This is a genomic window from Enterococcus sp. DIV1283b (assembly GCF_051710965.1).
GTDB lineage: Bacteria > Bacillota > Bacilli > Lactobacillales > Enterococcaceae > Enterococcus_B > Enterococcus_B lactis.
In genome coordinates this window covers 685212-700910 of record NZ_JBIOLR010000001.1, presented here as the reverse complement: position 1 = coordinate 700910, position 15699 = coordinate 685212, and the positions used below count along the sequence as shown (strand labels likewise).

The window sequence follows — 15699 nt, the reverse complement described above, 5'->3', positions numbered from 1 at the left end:
CATAACGTTAGCAACCAGCCAGTGTTTCTTGCTAAATTAGTGAGTTGTTCCGGCATTCCCAGAAATATCTTCTTTATTTTCTACTGCTGCTTCAACTGCATAAGTCAAAGAAGAAGCAATGTCTTCCAGAGACATAGAAGGTGTACCCACTGGACGATCGATCACTTGATCTGGTGAGAATGGTACGTGGATGAACCCACCGCGAATTGCAGGGAATTGCGTTTCGATCAAATGAAGCAAACGATACATGATATCGTTGCAGACAAATGTTCCTGCTGTATAAGAGATGTACGCTGGTAGACCATGATCTTGTACATTTTTTGTCATTGCTTTGATTGGCAATGAAGTAAAGTAAGCGGCTGGACCGTTTTCTTCTAAAGCCGTGTCGAACGGCTGATTTCCTTCATTATCAGGGATTCTTGCTTCTGCTAGATTGATTGCGACACGTTCGAACGAGACTGCTGACCGTCCACCTGCTTGTCCGACACAGATCACGACATCTGGTCGGTACTGTTGGATGGCTTCTTTGACTACTTGACTGCTTTTTTCGAATACGGTCGGTACTTCCACTTTGATGATTTCAGCACCGCTGATTTCATCTGGCATTTTCTTTACTGCTTCATAGGCTGGATTCACTTTGTCCCCACCAAATGGATCAAAACCTGTTACTAGTACTTTCATCTGTTGTTCCTCCGTCCGATTGATTTAACATATGGTTATCTTTTATCTTACCATTTTCCTTGAACAGCGTAAATAAAGGAAAGAAGAGTTTAAATAACATAACATAGCAAACTTAATATATTCTTATAAAAAAATGGTGTTCCACTACTTTGAAAACATATTATTTTACTATAAAATAAAGATTGTCTGATGAAAATATCACCTATACCATTTATTAAAGAAAGGAAGTAAGAAATAAAAAAATAACATTAGTTTGCAAAATAGGACTTCTTTTAGGAAGTACCCTCACTAGCATGGTGCAAGCAGAAGTACATGCTGACACAGTCACAGACTCAAAAAACGAAATACGGATAACCGAACAAATGCCTCGATCAGGCGGAGTCATTTTGGATGATAGCGGGAAAGTGATTGGCACGACAGATCCCTCTCTCATAACGGATGCCCCTTTAGAAAGCAGAGGATCTGTCCATATCCACCGCGGACATTGGACATACGGGACGCATAGTTGGCCGAGAGTAGCATGGGGAACCAAACAAGCTTGGTCAAATTTCAATCATTATGATAAATTCCACTATGCAACAGCAGTGGTGGGTAATAATAGACGGACCGCTTATGCTGACCGTAACATGTATGCCTATGCCACTGTAGTAGGTGATAGCAGACACACAGGCTTAGCGTATTACGGCTGGTGGTAATCCATCTTTAAGTAACTACACTGATGTTTTCATCAGACATCATTAAAAAGTTGCTACTTATTTTAACAGTAAAGGATCACATTTCATGAACAATAAACTTATTCGGTTGAATTTATTTGTCCTTTTTTCTATCCTTTCATTCATGATTTTCTTTTATGTCCAAGAGATGACACAAGAAAGGATCATCGCCGACAGCTATTCGCTTCCTGAACAATACCGATCGTTCGATCTACCTCGAACGATCCAAGACGATCGACAAAATTTTACGAGAAATCTGACCATTTTGCTCGAAACGGCAGAAGAAGAACAGTTGAACGTACTTTTTCGTGAAACAAACGGAACGTATAAAGTTACTAATGAAAAGTTAGATGCAGGTGTTGATTTAGTCGTGATCGATTATTATTCCAATGAGCCTGATTTGAGAACGCTGTTGAATCAGCCTTCAGCAAAACACCTCTCAACCCAACACTATACAATCAATTACGCTACGTTCAACAATCATCCATTGATAGAGCTGCCTTCCTTTAAAGAAGCGACGAAATTTGTAGAGAGCCAAAATACAGAGCAGGTATCAGCGTTCATCGAAAACTTGACGACTAAGTATAATGAACTCTACCAACCTTCATTCACGGTTCAAGATTTTCAATACACCGACCATCCAGAAACTATCATGTCGCTTGATCAACGCCCTGTGAGAAACCTGATTGTTATCAGTCTGGTCTTCTTTCTGTTATTCACCGCTCTATGGCTATTCGACAATGCAAGAAAGTTGTCGATCCTACGATTGAACGGACTCTCTTGTGCGACGATCTTATATAAAGTACTGATAAAACATCTACTTTTCCTGTTCGGATCGTGTTGTTTGGTCCAGCTAATTTTTGATCCATCAATCTTCCTTTTGAACATAAGCCACCAATTCGCTTTTTTTACCGTATCTATCATTAGTTTGCTATGTGTCGTTTATTTCTTATGTACCACTTCTTTTGTGGAGAATCTAAATAGGAAATCGTATGCCAGAACCTTTATTTTTTCACTTTATTTATTCAAGACCATCGCCTTCGTCTGGTGCTTGGCAAGCGTCCTTACACTTGTAGAACTGGTCAATCTGTCGCTTTTTCCTTCTACCTATCCGGATGAATTTTCTGAGTATGCAGTATTTTATAATACCTATTCAGGGAAAAACAACCATGAAGTCATCAGTATCGAAAACAATGTATTAAGTGCCCAACAAGACCGCTTGTATCAATACCTAGAAGAAAACGGGATGCTACTGATTGGTACAGTCAGTTACTTTATGGAAGAAAAAGAAATCAACCGCAAAATTTGTGTAAATGTCAATTATTTGCAAAAATACCCGATCATCAGCGTAACTGGACAAAAACTAGCAATCTCTCCCGAGGAAACACAACGTGTCTTTCTAGTACCGGAAAGATTGGAGAACCAGTTCCAAGAAATCAAAGAACATTACTTGCATGGCTACTTTCTGGATGAATCACAAGCTGATTTTTATCTCATCCGGTCCAAACAAGAAATCCATACATTCCATCCAGATGAAGAGATCATTCACTATCCGAACGTCATCGAAGTCCAAACAAGAAACAACAGTGCGGGAAACCTCCGACAAATCATTACTGGTGGTGGATATTTCGACCCAGTCAAAGTTCCTATCACTCAATCGATCGATAAAACATTCGAACCGATCAAAAAGGTACTGGAAGAAAATTATTTATTGGACAACTACCCAGTCCTCACTCCGCTTTCAGAAATCAAAAAAGTAGATTTACAAAGAGGTCTTGGCGGAATCAAACAACGTAGCCTGGAAATTCTCTTCGCTCTTTATCTTTTGATTACGATGATTGCTTATCTCGTGCTGATTTCTTTGAAGATCAAAAAGCAGAAATATACGATTTGGCGATTGAATGGTATTTCCATGATCAAAACTTATCGTATGATTTTCTTGCCGTTTTTCATACAATATGGTGCATTGGTTTTATATACGACTTTCATGGATGCGCCTTTTGCTTGGCTCCAAAGTCTGATTCTTTTTTCAATCTTAGAGATAGGGATGATTTTCTTCACCTTGCACCGTTTGGAAAGAAAAGAAAAAGCAACTATATTAAAAGGAGAATGATAGTCTGATGTCTCTCATCCAATTAGATCATGTAACGAAAACCTACAAACAAAAACTTGTCCTGGATGCTGTCTCCTTGTCGATCGATCAAGGAGAATTTTGGACGATCCACGGAAAAAGCGGTGCAGGAAAATCCACCTTATTGAATCTTTTGGGACTCATTGATTCATTTGATGAAGGAACGGTCTCTCTCTTTGGAAAAAATGCGCCGAAAATCAACAGCAAAGCAGCTCTTTTACTACGGAGAAATAAAATCTCCTATCTTTTCCAAAATCATGGATTGATTGAAGATGAAACGATCATGGACAATTTGAACATCCCCTTCATCTATCGAAAGACCAGACGAAGAGAAAAAATCAAGATGCAGCAAGAAGCTCTTGCCAAGGTATCCTTAGACTATCCATTGAAAACAAAAGTTTATCGTCTTTCTGGCGGAGAAAAGCAACGCCTAGCTTTTGCCAAACTCCTGCTAGAAGACAAAGAATTGATCCTAGCAGATGAACCCACTGGCTCTTTAGATAACGAGAATCGTAACCATATCTTGGATCTGTTATTCCAACAGCATCGCGCAGGGAAAACAGTCATCGTTGTGACCCATGATCCTTATATCATCGAAAAAAGTCCACGCTCTTTTTCGATAGATTCGTGGCAGGAAACTAAAAAAAGAGGTTGTGAAATCAGCGCTCTGACCTGAGTATTAGAGAAACAAAAAGGGGGTGTGACTAGTGTCACACCTCCTTTTCCGAATAAATGGTGTTCCAGAAGTAGCTTCTTCGAAAAATAAGCCGAAATGCCACAAAAATTTGAGAAGCCATTTTCGTCAATTTCTTCTTATTTCTTGAAGCTGACCACTTTTGGCACAACCTCTTCTTGCCTCTTTTACTTAAATAAAATCATATAAGCAATTTGGAAAACCAGCATAAATAACGCAATAAACAACTGGTTTTTGATCACGCCGTATTTGTCTTTCATTTCCAGCATCGCTACAGGCACGATATTGAAGTTAGCAGCCATTGGTGTCAGCAAAGTTCCACAAAAACCGCAAGTCAACGCGACCATTCCTATTAACGCTGGATTCGCTCCATGGCTAAATACGAATGGTGCACCGATACCAACCGTCATCACGGTGATAGCCGCAAATGCATTCCCCATGATTACCGTAAATATCACCATGCCAAGAGCATAAATGATGATACCGATGTTCACATTTCCTTCTGGAACGATCGTACCTACGGCATTGGAAATCACTGTTCCAACTCCGGCACTTGTAAATACCGCACCAAGAGAAGCTAAAAGCATTGGCAACATACTTAATGGCCCTACTGTGCCCAGCATATCTGCTGCGTCATCTAAAAATGTGCTTGGGCGATTATCTCGAGAAAAGAACATTAAGATCAGCATGGCCGCAAAAACACCGACACCCACACCGACTAAAGCGCCTAAATTGGTGAATAAAGCAAACAAAATCGCAAAGACACCGATACTCAAAGCTGGAATAAATATTTTCATTCCTAGTTTGTCTGACATTTTTTCCATATATTCTTTTGATGGAAGCCGGCTTTCTCCTTTGCTGACTTTCTTAGCAATCGCCGGTATGGTCATCGCAAAAATCAAACCACCGTTCACGATTGCCGGAAGCCATCTTCCTCCTGCAATAACTACCCCTAAAACCGTCCAGAAAAAGGCTGAGCCGTAACGATGAGGATTGGTTTTATCTGTTAAGTTTCTTACTCCAGTGTAAATCAACACAAGTCCCATCACGATATAAAGGATCTCCAATAATTTATCACCTAACAAAATATCAGGATTTGTAAAAAAGTCCATCTTATTGCCCCTTTTCTGAATAATATTTCTTCGCTAGCTTCTTTTCTTTAAGATAGAAGTAGACACTTGCCACGACTAAAGCCGTGATAGCCACTGGAACTTCCACTAAAGCAAGCTGTCCCAATGTTACGTCATATCCTAGATCCTTCAATGTGGATTGGACTAGCAATGCCCCTGCTCCTCCGATGAACAGTACTTGTCCAAAGAACCAGCAGACATTTTCCATAGCTGAAGCCATCCCTTTTAGTTCTTCTTCATGCTTCGGATGGACTTCTAACCCTTTTGATTCGATGGTCCCCAATGCCATAGGTAAAATGATTGGTCGAACAAATCCAGCAACTCCACCAAAACTCACGTTAAAAGCCGCAAAGATCATTCGAAAGATTCCATAAATATCTACGATCATGCCAGCAGATACTTTCTTGAATCGCTTGATCAAGGAAGCCGCTGATTCTTTCAGACCATTTCTTTCAAGTGTTCCTGTCGCCAACATAATGATGATGAAAATCGCCATCCCACGATTGTTCACAAAACTTGTGCCTAAAAGTTCTAACATTCCTTGAATGCCAAGACCGCCAGTCAAAGCTGTCACAACTAAAGCAACCATTACGATCAATATCGAGTCTAATTTAAATGCGAACCCGAGAATAACGATCAATACGCCTAAAAGGCTAAGATAATTTTCCATGTATTTTCCTCCATAAAATGACAATATTTTTTTAATTATAATGCAAAACACATAAAAAATATAGCTGTTTTCTCACGAAATAGACACTATTTTTAAATATTTTTCGTTATTTTTTTATTATATAATTCACCTTACTTATTGTAAGATAAAGCTTTTTTCAATCTAGTGCTCGATAATAGATAAAAATAAGGAACAGCTACCGTTTTTTTTAAATGATTTATAAATAACAGATTAGTTCTATGCTGTTGAAAAGCATTTATTTTCTTTTCCGCTAATGATGTATCCATCAATGCTTGATACACCTTACTAAAAAGCATGAGATTGCCGATATCTGGATAGGTGTGCTATACTACAGAAAAAGATATACGATCTGCCACCGGGTAGGATAAAGAGGATGATCATTCCATTAGGTCTTTGAAGGGATGATTTTCCTCTTTTTGTGTATTTTTTTATAGTTAAGGAGGAATGTAAGTATGGCATGGATGGAATTAATCATAGCAGGGATCTTGGAAGTATTCTGGTCAACGATGATGAAATGGAGTGATGGTTTTTCCAAAGTCAATTATTCTTTCTACACAGTGATTGGCATGATTGCTAGTTTTTACTTTTTGTCAAAGGCAATCAAAAGTTTACCGATGAGTCTCTCTTATCCTATCTGGACAGGGATTGGCGCAGTTGGTTCGGTCATTATTGGTGTGGTCTTGTTTCATGATAAGCTAAATCTTTCCACTTGGTTCTTTGTCGGGTTGCTGCTCATCAGCATCATTGGCATCAAGATCACTAGCGGTCATTAGATACTTAGACAAGCAGACAAGGACTGATCAGAAAAAGCGGGGCTTTTTATTTGATATTCCTCTTTCTATGAAAAAACAAGAAAATAAGACTAATGACCTAGCGACTTCTCTGCTCATCAGGTGTATGCTTGTACTATCTATAGAAAAGGAGTGAATATTTTTGAAAAGTCTTTCGATCCAAGAATTATCCAAGAACTTTGGTCACAAACAAGCCCTCAGCGATGTCAGTTTTAGCTTATCTCCTGGCAAAATCGTTGGATTAGTAGGTCCTAATGGCGCTGGAAAAACAACGATCATGAAAGCTATTTTAGGACTGATCCATTACTCAGAAGGAACGATCCGTATTGGTGAAAATGAGATTTCTCCCTCTAGTCATAAAGGATTAGAACAAGTAGGAGCATTGATCGAATATCCGGGTATCTATCCATTCTTAACAGGTTATGATCATCTGAAGTTATTCTCTGAAACAAACGATGTATCTGCTATCGACACTATCGTGAATCAGCTCAAGATGGAAAAGTACATTCACAAAAAAGCGAAATCCTACTCATTGGGAATGAAACAAAAATTGGGAATTGCTCTTGCCTTACTGAACCATCCGTCTATCGTTATTTTAGATGAGCCGATGAACGGTTTGGATCCACAAGCAACAAGAGATGTGCGAAAAATCATTACCGACTTGGCTACTCAGGGCACCTCTTTCTTGATCTCCAGTCACTTACTCAGCGAGCTTGAAAAAATGGTCGATGAGCTGATCCTGATCAATCAAGGAAAGATCATCAAACAATGTACAATGGCTGAATTGAACCAAACAGCGCAAGATTTCATCGTTATCTCTACAACAAATGATCAAGCTGCTCGAACGATCTTGACAGACGCTGGATATCCCTTGGAAGATCCTGATAAAATCAAGCTTCTAAAAGAAAACGAAGAATTATTAGGAACTGTGATTCAGTTATTGTCTGCAGAAAATATCCATGTGACAGATGTTCAGCATCTGACGAATGATTTGGAATCTTCCCTATTGGAAATTCTGGATTCAGTAAAGGGGGAAGAGGAAAAATGACATTGCTTGTAAAACAAGAATTATTTAAATTGATCAAGAAAAAGTCAACTGCTGTTTTATCTGTTCTATTAGTCGCTTTGCTCATAGGAACAGCACTTCTAGCCAAAAAATACACGACGATTATTGATCCAGTTGAAATGACTGCTCAGCTTTTCAGTGCCACATCTTGGATTGTCTTTATCATGATTGCTGCTGCAAGTACGATCATTTCAATGGAATCACAATATGGTACATTGAAAAATCTCCTTTATCGAAAGTATTCTCGAGGAGAAATATTAGTAAGTAAATGGATCACATTAGTTATTTATTCTATTTATTTATACCTTTTAGCTATTATTGTCACCGTGTTGATGAAACTGATCCTTTTCCCTTCGATTTCCTTTACGGAGAAGATTTCTACTGGTCAGACACTAATCCAAAGCTTGTTCACTTATACTTTGGGTAGTTATATCGGTTTATGGCTGATTTTAAGTTTAGTGTTGATGATTGCTTGTTTTATCAATAGTTCCGGTGCCTCCATCTCAGCAGGGATCGTCTTTTATTTTGCTTCATCAATCATATCTGGTATCCTCATCGCACTCATTCAAAAATGGGAGTGGATCAAATGGAATCCAATCAGTATGCTGAATCTGCAAAACCAAATTGGCAACGAAGAGATCATGAAGCAATGGACTCATCTTTCTACTAATCAAATGCTGTTTGGCAATTTAGCTTACATTGCTTTGTTCTTAGCATTGGGATACCTCGTATTCAAGCGAAAAAATGTATGATGGTTCATTAAAAAAGAGGTTGTGACAGAAGTAGTCAGTTTCAAGAAATTTCGGCTTATTTTTAGAAGAGAAGCTACTTCTTGAACACCATTTATTCAAAAAAAGGAGCAGTGACACCATTCGTGTCACCGCTCCTTTTTTTGAATAAACGACAGGCTCACAGCCTCTCTTTATACTTCTATACGTGAAGCATCCCAGTGGCAAATAAAACCATTGCGATTACTCCGACCATCGTCACACCGATAAGTAAAATCTTATCTAAGTGGATATGTTGTACAGGTTCGTTTTGCTCTTTACGTGCTTTGAGGTAAAAATAAATGCCTGGTAAGAAAAGAACAAGAACAAGCATCACTTCATTAAAGGCTACGACTAGCATGGCCCATACTTGAAAAGCACTTGCTAAAAATCCTACTAAAAATTGGACCCATTCTTTCCGCTGATAAGAAAGCTTCATTTGGTACAGCCCTAAGAAAAGCCACGTGAAGAAAATCGCTGCTGTACCAAGTGTATAAGCAAAGTTATACGCACTGTCAGTGAATAATAATGAAAGTAAAAAGACATTCGTACATAACGTCGTCAATACGATAGCATAAGTTGGTGCCCCATTTTTGTTGAGTTTTCCCCATGCTTTAGGCAAAAGTCCGTCCTCAGCCATATTCCCCATTGTTTCAATCGGCAAGATTGTCCATGAGAGCCAAACCCCAACTAAAGAAATGATCAAACCGCCGTTAATCACGACCGCCCCCCATTTACCAACCATCATTTCAAATACATATCCCATAGCAGGTTGCGCTTTGATCGTTTGCAGCTGATTCATCGTCATTGTGCCATATGGAAGCATGGAAACCAAGACGTAAATAATGATCAAACCGAATATTCCTAGAATCGTTGCTTTCCCAACATCCGATTGTTTTTTTGCTCGTGAGCCTACGACAGAAGCTCCTTCAATACCAACGAATACCCAAAGCATCACCATGATGCAACTCAATACTTGACTAGAAAACGGGATCGGCTGCCCATTCGCATTCAATATGATATCGCTAGAAAAGTTATTAATGAATTGTTGGATCGAAAAGGTGCTGATAGCTACTACAATAAACAAAAATAATGGCACTAATTTACAAAATGTGACGATAGCATTGACAAAGCTAGCATTTTCAACTCCCCGATTCACTAGCCATGCATATCCCCATAAGAAGATCGTACTCATCACGATCGATGCCACATTTTGACCACCTTCGAATACGGGGAAGAAATAACCTAATGCACTCATCAACAAGGTTGCGAACGCCACGTTTCCTAACCAGCATGTGAGCCAGTAACCCCAACCGCTGATAAAACCAGCGAAACGGCCAAAACCTTCTTCTGCGTAACTAAAGATCCCGCCTTTTAAATCTGGACGTTTTTTATTGATATTATTGATCGATAAGGAAAGCATCAACATTGCTGTTCCTACGAGTACCCAGCTGAAGATAGCTGGGCCACCAGCCGATCCGGAGATGTCCGTCATAATACCAAATACGCCACCTCCAATCGCTGAACCAATCACTAAGGCAGCAAGTGGAATCAAACCAATTCCTTTTTTCTGTTGCTCTGTATCCATGTAAGCATCCTCCAAAGTAAAACCGCTTTTATCAAAAAGTATAACAAACCTTTTTTATTTTTACTTAATTAATAAAAACTTTAATAGAAATATAATTCTACCGACTTTTTTCTCATTATACAAGCAAAGCGCCTAGTCCCTTTCCAAATTACACCACCAAAAAACTTAAAAAAGATGCTATACTAAAGGGAAAGAATTGGGGGATGAGCCATGAACATTTTATATATATCGATTTCAGGAAATACGCGTGCTTTTGCCAAACATCTAGCAGAATATGCTGAAAAAATGCATGCAGAAAATCCTGTCAATCCTGAAGTTACTTTAAAAGAAATCCATGAAAATAGCGATTTTACGAAAGAAACAGAACCATTTTTTACTTTCGTTCCTACTTATTTAGACGGCGGGAATGGGTTAGACAACGGTGACACAGAAATCTTGACCGAAACAATGCGCGAATATCTGGAATACGAAGACAATCATAAACTTTGCCTTGGTGTAGTCGGTAGCGGTAATAAAAACTTCAACAATCAATATTGTCTGACAGCCAAACAATACGCACAAAGATTCGGCTTTCCTTTCTTGGCAGATTATGAATTACGGGGAACACCATCTGATGTGGCACGCGTTTATCAAATTTTGGCAGAAAAAAATAAATAACACAAAAGAATAAGCTGGACACCTCGATACATTTTTTAGTGTTCAGCTTATTAAAATTTTTAGCTACTACTTGTATATTTTTTATTATTCTTTATTTTTATAGAAACGATCTCAATAAAAGCCCTACACATACACCCATAATAAAAACAATTATTAATTGCCATTTGTTTTTCATCATTAATTATCTCCGTCTAAATTTGTGCTGAAAAAGGTCTTCCATTACCTCCAAATATTCCACCATTAGCATAGTGTACCGTCGATAAGTTAGAAGTAAATTTATTATTATTATACCATATTCTAGCAGCATTCATCGCATTTGCAATATGTTGTGATACTGGTTGCCCAGTCCTATAAATAATTATTCCATCAACAATATAGCCTACTACTATACCAGCTACAAACACGGTAACTTTACCTAAAATTCTTGGTTGAACTCTCTCATTCAACATATCAGCTGGAATATTATCATAATCAGCGTCAAAAACTGGACTTGTTATTGATAGAGTACTGATTCCTTCTTTTTCATTACTTGATATTTCTGATGCATTGACTGTGACTGGTTGGCTAAAAATGGCTACTGGGGACAATATAACTGGCATGATAGTGACTAGACATAAGAAAAAATTTTTTTCATACAGCTATCTCCTAATTATTTTTATTTTGATACATCTATAATTTTACCCTAAAAGGAAGCGTTAACTTGAACTACATTTTCTAAAAAAAAAAAAACTGGAACAAATAAAAAAAGGGCTGCGACAAAAAAGTGTCACAATCCCTTTTTCCGAATAAACGTTTTTTCCAGAAGTATCTTATTAAGCTTTGACATCCATCACAGGTGCTTTTGCTTTCGCTTTACCTGTTTTTTCCAAGACAAAGTTTTTTACACGATCCATATTGGTTACCAAGACGATCATGGAGGTTTCTTTGTCTGCTGCTTTGATTGCTTCTAGGTCAGCTTCTGCTACAAGCGTATCAGGTGTCACTTGCTGTCCTTCTGTTACTTTCACATCGAATGGCGTACCGCCTAAGTCAACTGTGTTGATGCCCATGTGAAGCAAGATTTCTAAGCCATTTGGTGTCGTAATGCCGATAGCATGTTTTGTTGGGAAAACAGAACTTATTACTCCAGTAACCGGAGAATAGATATGTCCGTTTTCTGGTTCTACAAAGTAACCTTCACCCATCATTTTTTGTGCAAAAACTGGATCACTTGCTTTATCTAAAGAAACTACTGTTCCGTCAGCGACTGATGAGAGGATAGTCACACTTTCAGCTGAAGCTTGAGGTACTGCTTTTTCAGGTACTTCATTTACTGTGGCTGTTTCGGTCGCTAGTTCTTCTTTTTCTAAACGGTCTTTAGGAATACCGAAGAAGAATGTAGCAACGAATCCACCAGCGTAAGCGGCCAATAAACCAAGGATATAGCCTAACCATTTACCATCAGAGATCAATGGGATCAAAGCGGCTCCTGAAGGTCCAATAGCGATTGCTCCGACATTTCCGATCATTCCGATCACTGCCCCACCGATACCTCCACCGATACAAGCAGTAATAAATGGACGTCCTAGAGGTAATGTTACTCCGTAAATCAATGGTTCGCCGATTCCTAAGATTCCGACTGGTAAAGCCCCTTTGATCATTTCTGTTAATTCTTTGTCTTTTTTGCAGCGGATCCATAATGCCAATGCTGCACCCACTTGTCCTGCTCCGGCCATCGCAAGGATTGGAAGCAATAAGGTACGACCAGTTTCATCAATCATTTGTACATGGATTGGCGTCAAGATCTGATGTAGTCCGAACATGACCATTGGCAAGAATAATGTACCTAGAACGAAGCCGGCAAATGCTCCTCCAACACCAAGTACCCAGTTGATCCCACCGACCATGCCGTCAGAAATGAACCCTGCTAAAGGCATGATGAAGAAAATTTCGATCAGACCGATGGCAATCAGTGAAAGAGTTGGCGTAACGATGATATCTACCGCATCAGGTACTACTTTATGCAGTTTTTTCTCAACGATTGACAATAACCAAACTGCGAAGATAACACCTAAGATCCCGCCTTGTCCAGCTGCAAGAGCTTCACCGGTAAACAAGTTTTTCAGTGGTGCTTCCGGATTCATCCCTGTCAGCATCACAACAGCCCCGATAACTCCACCAAGCGTTGGCGTTGCACCAAAAACTTGTGCAGCATTGATACCTGTATAGATAACTAGATAGCTAAACATCCCGTTTTTCAAGATGTTCATCACATCGATATATTGTTGCCATGTTCCTGCGTCTAGTGTTCCAGCTGTGACTAAGTTTGCTAAAACTGCGGCAATCCCTGCCACGATCCCAGTGCCGACAAATGCAGGGATCATTGGTACAAAGATATTAGAGATATCTTTTAATACCGATTTGATTTTAGAGGGTTTTTGTTTCGATTTTTGTGCCGCTTTCATTTCTTGTGCCCGTTCGTTTACACGGTCTTTTCCAGATGCAGACGAATTTGCTGTAGCTGCACTAGCAGAAGGAAGTTTTTCTCCTAATTTCACGCCTGCTAAGTCAACCATTTCTTGCGCTACTTTGTTCACTTTCCCAGGTCCTATGATGACTTGGAGCTGTTCATCCTCTACTACGCCAAGTACTCCTGGAATCGCTTTTAATTCCGAGACATTTACAAGATCATCATTGATGACCTTCATACGTACACGAGTCATGCAGTGGACAATGCTTTCAACATTGCCCATACCGCCTGCTCCTTGATAAATTTGTTTTGCCAGTTCTTCCAAAGTCAATTCGTTTTTTGCCATGGTCTTTTCCCCCTCATAAGGTTCCTTTTACAAAACCGTTTGCTTCAGCTAATTTTGCTTGAGCTGCCTCTTTATCACTATTTGTCAAAATCATGACGATAGCCAGTTTGACATTTTGATCTGCTTCTTCAAAGTACTTTTCAGCTGTTTCGTAGTCAGCTTCTGTCGCTTGCATGATGATTCGTTTTGAGCGTTCGATTAGTTTTTCATTTGTTGGTTTGACGTCGACCATCAAGTTATTGAATACTTTACCGATACCGATCATACTGATAGTAGAAATCATATTCAAAATCAGTTTTTGTGCTGTTCCTGACTTCAATCGAGTAGAGCCTGTCAAAAATTCTGGTCCTGCATCGACTTCGATTGGGAAATCCGCATGCTTGCTGATTTCTGCTTGTTTATTGCAAGAAATCGTTCCTGTAACAGCACCAATCGATTTTGCGTAATCTAATCCACCAATCACATATGGTGTACGACCGCTAGCTGCGATACCAATAACTATATCATTTTTTGTTAAATTCAGCTTGATTAGATCTTCTTGCCCTAATTCATAAGAATCTTCGGCTCCTTCGACGGCTACAGTCATTGCTTCTTCTCCACCAGCAATTAGACCTATGACCATTTCCGGTTCTACACCGAATGTCGGTACACATTCAGCAGCATCTAATACACCAAGTCTACCACTCGTTCCAGCTCCCATATAAATCAAGCGACCACCTTTTTTAAAGGATTCAATCGTGTTGGCGATCACTGGCTCGATACTTGTCAGTTCTTTTTCAACAGCAGCGGCCACTTTCTGATCTTCTTTGTTCATTAGTTGGACTGCTTGAGAAATACTCATTTCATCTAATCCAAAAGTTTCTTGGTTTCTGCGTTCCGTTGTTAGGTTCTCTAAATTGATTTTGCTCATTTTTTATCTTCCTTCTTTTCTTATAAATTGATAGTTCATACCAGCTTTGATTTGGTTGATCAGCGGTAGTTCTTCTTTGATGACTTTGGCTACTACATTCACTTTTTCATCCGCTGGCAAATCATATTTAGTTAATTGGATCTCGCCCATATAGCGCAAATACTTTTCGTTATCTAAAGTAATAGATCCTTTCATACGCTTAGCTGTATTTCTTACTGGGATTGGCGGAATCTCTCGAAAACGCGCATCTGCGCTTCGTATGACATCTCTTGCATCATCTTGCCGATTCGTATGTTTTCCTAATATATATTCGTAAAAATCTTCATCTACAGGTTCCGTATGGAGCAAGACTGTCTGTTCTTTTTGGAAAGAAGCAAATTGCTCCTGAACGTGTTCTGACAGACCTGCATCTCCGATATAAACAATATCCGTGTTACTTGCTAATAGTTCAAGAGCGCCTGCAAGAGGATGGATTCCTCGATGTTCTTCCAAAGTCGGCAATCCCTGATACAGTGGACCTCTCAACTCTGTATCTCCTGGTACAAAACCTTGGACAAGGAATCCTTGAGTTTTGAGCCATTGATTTTTTTCCTGATACCATTCTTTGTCCAGCCCTGTTTCAGGACGTGGATAATAATTATGCCAAGCTTCGATCTGTGAGAAATCAGCCTCTGCTTCTTTCAACTCATCGATATCTTTAGGCGTGATCGTGCTGGCATTCAAACTGATTTTCAATTGATGAGACCAGTCAGCGATCTGCTGATTAGAAATATGATAATCCATTCTTAACCCTGTTACACCAATTGCTTTCAAGGGTGTTAGATCTTCTAATGAAAAGCCAGCTCGTTTCAATGCCTCTCCTGAAATATCGACCATCAACTCTAGTTTATTCTTTTTCGCTTCGCTTCCTAGTTCGATCAATCGATTTTGATAAGCCGAAACATCATCTTCCGGTATATGCATGGAAGTGAAAATACCGACAAAGCCATTGGATGCCATTTGGCGGATATACTGTTTCTTCTCTTCTGACAAAGAATCATTCATAAATATTGAAAAGCCAAACATATTATCCCTCTTTTTCTGTA

Annotated in this window: 15 protein-coding genes; 7 read left to right on the top strand and 8 right to left on the bottom strand. The window is 39.2% G+C overall.

Annotated features, from left to right (window positions below):
• Positions 1-36 precede the first annotated feature (36 nt).
• Positions 37-681 carry a pyroglutamyl-peptidase I gene (gene pcp, locus IGJ53_RS03295; RefSeq protein ID WP_010732053.1) on the bottom strand — a complete coding sequence of 215 codons (645 nt, stop codon included), beginning with the start codon at positions 679-681 and terminating at the stop codon, positions 37-39.
• 293 nt (positions 682-974) lie between these two features.
• Here pcp and IGJ53_RS03290 point away from each other — a divergent pair, with 293 nt between their 5' ends.
• From IGJ53_RS03290 to IGJ53_RS03280, 3 genes are all read left to right on the top strand, one after another.
• Positions 975-1376 carry a lactococcin 972 family bacteriocin gene (locus tag IGJ53_RS03290; protein WP_010732052.1) on the top strand — a complete coding sequence of 134 codons (402 nt, stop codon included), beginning with the start codon at positions 975-977 and terminating at the stop codon, positions 1374-1376.
• 85 nt (positions 1377-1461) lie between these two features.
• Positions 1462-3507, top strand: a complete 2046-nt coding sequence (locus tag IGJ53_RS03285; protein WP_259741798.1) for a bacteriocin-associated protein — start codon at positions 1462-1464, stop codon at positions 3505-3507.
• A 7-nt stretch (positions 3508-3514) separates the two neighbouring features.
• On the top strand, positions 3515-4201 hold the full coding sequence (locus IGJ53_RS03280; RefSeq protein WP_438749566.1) for a putative bacteriocin export ABC transporter: 687 nt from the start codon (positions 3515-3517) through the stop codon (positions 4199-4201).
• 185 nt (positions 4202-4386) lie between these two features.
• Here IGJ53_RS03280 and IGJ53_RS03275 read toward each other — a convergent pair whose 3' ends face one another.
• Both IGJ53_RS03275 and IGJ53_RS03270 read right to left on the bottom strand, forming a co-directional pair.
• On the bottom strand, positions 4387-5331 hold the full coding sequence (locus IGJ53_RS03275; protein WP_002287082.1) for a DUF979 domain-containing protein: 945 nt from the start codon (positions 5329-5331) through the stop codon (positions 4387-4389).
• A 1-nt stretch (position 5332) separates the two neighbouring features.
• Positions 5333-6019 carry a DUF969 domain-containing protein gene (locus tag IGJ53_RS03270; protein WP_010732049.1) on the bottom strand — a complete coding sequence of 229 codons (687 nt, stop codon included), beginning with the start codon at positions 6017-6019 and terminating at the stop codon, positions 5333-5335.
• A gap of 473 nt (positions 6020-6492) precedes the next feature.
• Here IGJ53_RS03270 and IGJ53_RS03265 point away from each other — a divergent pair, with 473 nt between their 5' ends.
• From IGJ53_RS03265 to IGJ53_RS03255, 3 genes are all read left to right on the top strand, one after another.
• The gene (locus IGJ53_RS03265) at positions 6493-6813 is read left to right on the top strand and encodes a DMT family transporter (protein ID WP_002308356.1); all 321 of its coding nucleotides are present in this window, start codon (positions 6493-6495) and stop codon (positions 6811-6813) included.
• 160 nt (positions 6814-6973) lie between these two features.
• Entirely contained in the window at positions 6974-7879 is a 906-nt protein-coding gene (locus IGJ53_RS03260; protein ID WP_010732048.1) for an ABC transporter ATP-binding protein, read from the top strand.
• On the top strand, positions 7876-8649 hold the full coding sequence (locus tag IGJ53_RS03255; RefSeq protein ID WP_086310496.1) for an ABC transporter permease subunit: 774 nt from the start codon (positions 7876-7878) through the stop codon (positions 8647-8649). The genes IGJ53_RS03260 and IGJ53_RS03255 overlap by 4 nt, the downstream gene beginning before the upstream one ends.
• A 178-nt stretch (positions 8650-8827) precedes the next feature.
• Here IGJ53_RS03255 and IGJ53_RS03250 read toward each other — a convergent pair whose 3' ends face one another.
• The gene (locus tag IGJ53_RS03250) at positions 8828-10252 is read right to left on the bottom strand and encodes a basic amino acid/polyamine antiporter (RefSeq protein ID WP_002306103.1); all 1425 of its coding nucleotides are present in this window, start codon (positions 10250-10252) and stop codon (positions 8828-8830) included.
• A gap of 210 nt (positions 10253-10462) precedes the next feature.
• On the opposite strand from IGJ53_RS03250, the gene nrdI reads away from it, so the two are divergent.
• A complete protein-coding gene (gene nrdI / locus IGJ53_RS03245) occupies positions 10463-10909 on the top strand; it encodes a class Ib ribonucleoside-diphosphate reductase assembly flavoprotein NrdI (RefSeq protein ID WP_010732046.1) in 447 nt (148 codons plus the stop codon).
• Positions 10910-11100: 191 nt separating this feature from the next.
• Here the strand turns inward: nrdI and IGJ53_RS03240 are convergent, their stop codons facing one another.
• From IGJ53_RS03240 to IGJ53_RS03225, 4 genes are all read right to left on the bottom strand, one after another.
• A complete protein-coding gene (locus tag IGJ53_RS03240; RefSeq protein WP_259741796.1) occupies positions 11101-11508 on the bottom strand; it encodes a hypothetical protein in 408 nt (135 codons plus the stop codon).
• 213 nt (positions 11509-11721) lie between these two features.
• Positions 11722-13704 (bottom strand): glucose PTS transporter subunit IIA, encoded by a 1983-nt coding sequence (locus tag IGJ53_RS03235; RefSeq protein ID WP_010732045.1) that lies wholly within the window; start codon positions 13702-13704, stop codon positions 11722-11724.
• Between the two features lie 13 nt (positions 13705-13717).
• Positions 13718-14614: an N-acetylmuramic acid 6-phosphate etherase gene (gene murQ / locus IGJ53_RS03230; RefSeq protein ID WP_002306098.1), complete on the bottom strand. Its 897-nt coding sequence runs from the start codon at positions 14612-14614 to the stop codon at positions 13718-13720.
• Between the two features lie 3 nt (positions 14615-14617).
• The gene (locus tag IGJ53_RS03225) at positions 14618-15679 is read right to left on the bottom strand and encodes a DUF871 domain-containing protein (RefSeq protein ID WP_010732044.1); all 1062 of its coding nucleotides are present in this window, start codon (positions 15677-15679) and stop codon (positions 14618-14620) included.
• Positions 15680-15699 lie beyond the last annotated feature (20 nt).

Excerpts from the sequence above, each read along its gene's own strand:
- IGJ53_RS03225 (WP_010732044.1), bottom strand. The coding sequence starts at position 15,679 with ATGTTTGGCTTTTCAATATTTATGAATGATTCTTTGTCAGAAGAGAAG.
- IGJ53_RS03250 (WP_002306103.1), bottom strand. The coding sequence starts at position 10,252 with ATGGATACAGAGCAACAGAAAAAAGGAATTGGTTTGATTCCACTTGCT.
- IGJ53_RS03275 (WP_002287082.1), bottom strand. The coding sequence starts at position 5,331 with ATGGACTTTTTTACAAATCCTGATATTTTGTTAGGTGATAAATTATTG.
- murQ (WP_002306098.1), bottom strand. The coding sequence starts at position 14,614 with ATGAGCAAAATCAATTTAGAGAACCTAACAACGGAACGCAGAAACCAA.
- nrdI (WP_010732046.1), top strand. The coding sequence starts at position 10,463 with ATGAACATTTTATATATATCGATTTCAGGAAATACGCGTGCTTTTGCC.
- IGJ53_RS03255 (WP_086310496.1), top strand. The coding sequence starts at position 7,876 with ATGACATTGCTTGTAAAACAAGAATTATTTAAATTGATCAAGAAAAAG.
- IGJ53_RS03265 (WP_002308356.1), top strand. The coding sequence starts at position 6,493 with ATGGCATGGATGGAATTAATCATAGCAGGGATCTTGGAAGTATTCTGG.
- IGJ53_RS03285 (WP_259741798.1), top strand. The coding sequence starts at position 1,462 with ATGAACAATAAACTTATTCGGTTGAATTTATTTGTCCTTTTTTCTATC.
- IGJ53_RS03280 (WP_438749566.1), top strand. The coding sequence starts at position 3,515 with ATGTCTCTCATCCAATTAGATCATGTAACGAAAACCTACAAACAAAAA.
- IGJ53_RS03235 (WP_010732045.1), bottom strand. The coding sequence starts at position 13,704 with ATGGCAAAAAACGAATTGACTTTGGAAGAACTGGCAAAACAAATTTAT.
- pcp (WP_010732053.1), bottom strand. The coding sequence starts at position 681 with ATGAAAGTACTAGTAACAGGTTTTGATCCATTTGGTGGGGACAAAGTG.
- IGJ53_RS03240 (WP_259741796.1), bottom strand. The coding sequence starts at position 11,508 with ATGCCAGTTATATTGTCCCCAGTAGCCATTTTTAGCCAACCAGTCACA.
- IGJ53_RS03290 (WP_010732052.1), top strand. The coding sequence starts at position 975 with ATGGTGCAAGCAGAAGTACATGCTGACACAGTCACAGACTCAAAAAAC.
- IGJ53_RS03270 (WP_010732049.1), bottom strand. The coding sequence starts at position 6,019 with ATGGAAAATTATCTTAGCCTTTTAGGCGTATTGATCGTTATTCTCGGG.